At 48.7% G+C, this 3,728-nt stretch carries 3 protein-coding genes; all 3 read left to right on the top strand.

Going from position 1 to position 3,728, the window contains the following annotated elements; translation table 11 throughout:
- The coding region (locus tag QP970_RS11480) for a type I restriction-modification enzyme R subunit C-terminal domain-containing protein (RefSeq protein WP_284869956.1) at positions 1–859 on the top strand (859 nt) is incomplete at its 5' end.
- The gene (locus tag QP970_RS11475) at positions 856–2,268 is read left to right on the top strand and encodes a class I SAM-dependent DNA methyltransferase (protein ID WP_284849792.1); all 1,413 of its coding nucleotides are present in this window, start codon (positions 856–858) and stop codon (positions 2,266–2,268) included. The genes QP970_RS11480 and QP970_RS11475, both read left to right, overlap by 4 nt.
- 5 nt (positions 2,269–2,273) lie before the next feature.
- Positions 2,274–3,497, top strand: a complete 1,224-nt coding sequence (locus tag QP970_RS11470; protein WP_284869957.1) for a restriction endonuclease subunit S — start codon at positions 2,274–2,276, stop codon at positions 3,495–3,497.
- Positions 3,498–3,728: the final 231 nt, after the last annotated feature.

Here is a 3,728-nt window from a genome sequence, read left to right as displayed (position 1 = left end):
GCACGTGCTGGCCCCTGACACCATCACACTGCATGCTCTATCGAAAGGTAGAAACACCACTCAAACGGACTTGACCCAGGTAGTGGCTAAGCTCCAACGTAGACGACGCAAGATTGCCGAAACTACAGCTGAACACCTTAAAGACCTTGGCGGTGGAAACACGATCTCCGAAGTGATTGAAGAACTTCGTGAAGCCTCACCAGCAGATGCAGCCGCATGGATTCAAGAACACGCGCAGTTCTTCGATTTCCTCGACAACTCGACCTTTGGCGACCCACGAAAACTAGTGATTTCAGAGGCTGAAGATGAACTCATCTCACACACCAGGGACTTTGGAAACGCCCAAAAGCCTGAGGACTATCTAGAAGAGTTCAAATCCTTCCTGGAGCAAAACAGTGATGAGATTGCAGCCTTACAAATAGTGTGTACTCGCCCTTCTGAACTCACCCGAGCGGAACTGAAATCACTAAGGCTCATGCTCGACCGCAAAGGCTATACCGAGCAAAAACTCTCTTCAGCCTTGTCGCAAGTGTCTAACAAAGAGATTACTGCAGACATCATCTCACTCATTCGCCGTTTTGCACTCGGATCTCCGCTCCTTACCCACAAGGAACGGGTGAAACTTGCTATCGACAAACTGAAAAGAGAACATGACTTTACTAGAGTTCAGCAGGGCTGGATATCTCGCGTTGAGGCGTACCTCGAAAACGAGTTACTCATCTCAACAGACACCTTCGATACAGACTCTCGCTTTAGACAACAGGGAGGACTGAATCGAGTGCAGGCTGCATTTGATGGCGAATTCGCCAAAATAGTCTCTGAACTTAAGGACTATATGTATGAGGACCTAACCGCATGAACAATCAAGAGATCGTTGCGAAGCTCTGGAACCTGTCCAACGTCCTACGCGATGATGGAATCACCTTCCATCAGTACGTCACCGAGCTGACTTACATCCTATTCTTGAAAATGGCCAAGGAAACCGGTGCAGAAGACGGGATTCCCGAACAATACCGATGGAATGAACTGCGCACGAAGTCCGGCATCGAACTCAAGCGGTTCTACCGTGACCTGCTCCAACACCTCGGCGAAGAAGCAACTGGTCGAGTCCATGAAATCTATGCTGCGTCATCTACAAATATTGATGAGCCGAAAAACCTTGAGAAGATTATCAAGTCAATTGATGCTCTGGATTGGTATTCCGCTCGTGAGGAGGGGCTCGGTAACCTCTACGAAGGGCTGCTTGAGAAAAACGCTAACGAGAAAAAGTCTGGTGCCGGTCAGTACTTCACCCCGCGTGTCCTTATTGACGTTATGGTGCGGCTTATTGACCCACAGCCTGGTGAGCTCTGCAACGACCCCGCATGTGGAACTTTTGGCTTCATGATTGCTGCGAGTGAGCACGTATGCGCCAACACAGACGACCTGTTCGATCTGGACGAAGATCAAGCCGACTTCCAAGTAAAGAAGGCATTTACCGGTGTGGAGCTTGTCCATGACACTCATCGACTTGCGTTGATGAATGCTATGCTTCATGGCATCGAATCCCCTATCCATTTAGGAGATACGCTTTCGCCTGACGGCAAGCGCTTTATTGGGTTTGATGTTGTTCTGACTAACCCGCCATTTGGAACGAAAAAGGGAGGGGAACGTGCAACTCGTGATGATCTAACCTTCCCGACATCAAATAAGCAGCTGAACTTCCTGCAGCATATTTATCGAAGCCTTAAGCCAGGTGGACGCGCTGCGGTTGTACTACCAGACAATGTTCTTTTCGCTGACGGTGATGGCCGCCGCATCCGAGAAGACCTGATGGACAAATGCAACCTACACACTATCCTCAGGCTTCCAACCGGTATCTTTTACGCCCCAGGCGTCAAGACCAACGTACTCTTCTTCGAACGTGGACTCACCGACAAAGGAAATACCAGCGGAGTTTGGTTCTACGACCTTCGTTCTCAGATGCCTTCGTTCGGCAAGCGTACGCCACTTACCGTTGAACACTTCGCTGACTTTGAGAAAGCGTATTTGGCTGAAGATCGAACTCAGCTGGCAAACGAGCGGCTAACCTACTTCAAGCGCAGCGAGATTAACGCTAAAGAGGACTCTCTAGATCTGGGCCTCATGCGTGTTGAAGTAGAAACTTTCGACGCGGAAAACTTTGCCCCAGCAGCATCCGCGCTCGAAGCCGCAACCCTTCTTGACGAAGCAGCTGACCTCCTGCGCACTCTAGCAAGCGATCTCAGCCTCGGAGAAGGTGAAGATTAGTGGCAATGAAACTCCCGCTCATCACAGACTTCAAAGGGATTCCTAACGAAGCCATCGTTCCAGAGGCCGAACAACCATACGCCGTTCCTGGAGACTGGCGGTGGGTGCGGTTGGGTACGGTATTACTTCCCATGGAGACACGCAAACCTAGGGGAGGCTCCTTTACTTACATCGATATCGATGCAGTCAATAATAAGTGCCAAAAAGTAGCAAACCCAAAAATCGTTGCAGCGTCCAAAGCGCCAAGCAGGGCATCTCGAGCGGTGCACGACGGAGATACCCTATTCTCTCTCGTTCGTCCCTACCTCATGAACATAGCGCGTGTAGGGTCAGAATTCTCAGAAGCAATCGCGAGCACTGGTTTTTATGTTTGCACACCTGCCCCAGTAGTTGATTCGCGCTACCTTTTTCATTTCCTTTGTAGCCCAACGTTCATTTCGATGGCGACGGCAAAGATGAAAGGAGACAATTCACCATCGATTAAGGCGACCGATTTTTTACAGCTCCCGATTAGTCTGCCCCCGTTAGGTGAGCAAGCACGTATCGTTGATTTTATCGAGAAAACTAACGCCAAAATCGACGACGCCATACAACGACTCGATAGTTTTCTAGACAATCTTTCAGATAGAAAGGTTGGCATTGCCCGAACATTGCTTGCGGGGCACGGAGTTTCAAATGAAGGTAATGTACATGACACTGTTTGGGAGACTAAGCCCTTGGGCGAGATTATAAGGGTCTCATCTGGAAAAGGCTTAACGGCAAAAGAGATGGCCCCTGGTGGTACCGTTCCTGTTTATGGTGGCAACGGCGTTACCGGATACCATGACCAGTCCTGTTACCCAGCTGAAACAATCACAATCGGTAGAGTCGGATTTTATTGCGGTTCTGTCCACATGACGAACGAAGAATGCTGGGTAACTGATAACGCTCTGGTCGTGCACTTCAATGAAAACGAGATAGACAAGAAGTTTCTCTACTTTCTTTTGCTACACACCAATCTGCGAAAAAATACGAGTTCCAGTGCGCAGCCACTAATTTCCGGCAAGAAAATATATGACATCCTCGTCAGAATCCCTGCGTTAGATTCTCAGAAGGTGATTGCAGAGGGCATTGAAAATTCCTTGGAAAAGCTTGATAAAATTCAACACTTGGTAGAAGGATCCAAGCAGATTCTGGTGCAGCTCCGGAAACAGTTAATTCATCATGCCTTTATGGGGAAAGTGCAATAGATCGTGAATGTAGGCACTTGTGAATTCATGATTACTTTGCGTGGAATTCGTAAACAACTACCTGGAGCGAATATTTTTCTCAGCACCAATAATCGATTCTTCGAAAACAAATTGTTGCGCGCGAAATCTTGGGTGGTTCACCAACACTATGGGTGAGGGTGTCAGGAAGTTTGTGTGTGAGGCTCTGATCTAGAAGGAGTTTCACCGATAATGACTACGGTGTCACCGAAG

Origin of the sequence: Corynebacterium sp. MSK073, from assembly GCF_030232085.1 — a bacterium.
GTDB lineage: Bacteria > Actinomycetota > Actinomycetes > Mycobacteriales > Mycobacteriaceae > Corynebacterium.
Note: the sequence above shows the minus strand (reverse complement) of the source record. Positions and strands in the feature narration are given on the sequence as shown.

What these genes read in the sequence shown, in the direction of transcription:
- QP970_RS11470 (WP_284869957.1), top strand. Translation starts at nt 2,274, where the DNA reads ATGAAACTCCCGCTCATCACAGACTTCAAAGGGATTCCTAACGAAGCC.
- QP970_RS11475 (WP_284849792.1), top strand. Translation starts at nt 856, where the DNA reads ATGAACAATCAAGAGATCGTTGCGAAGCTCTGGAACCTGTCCAACGTC.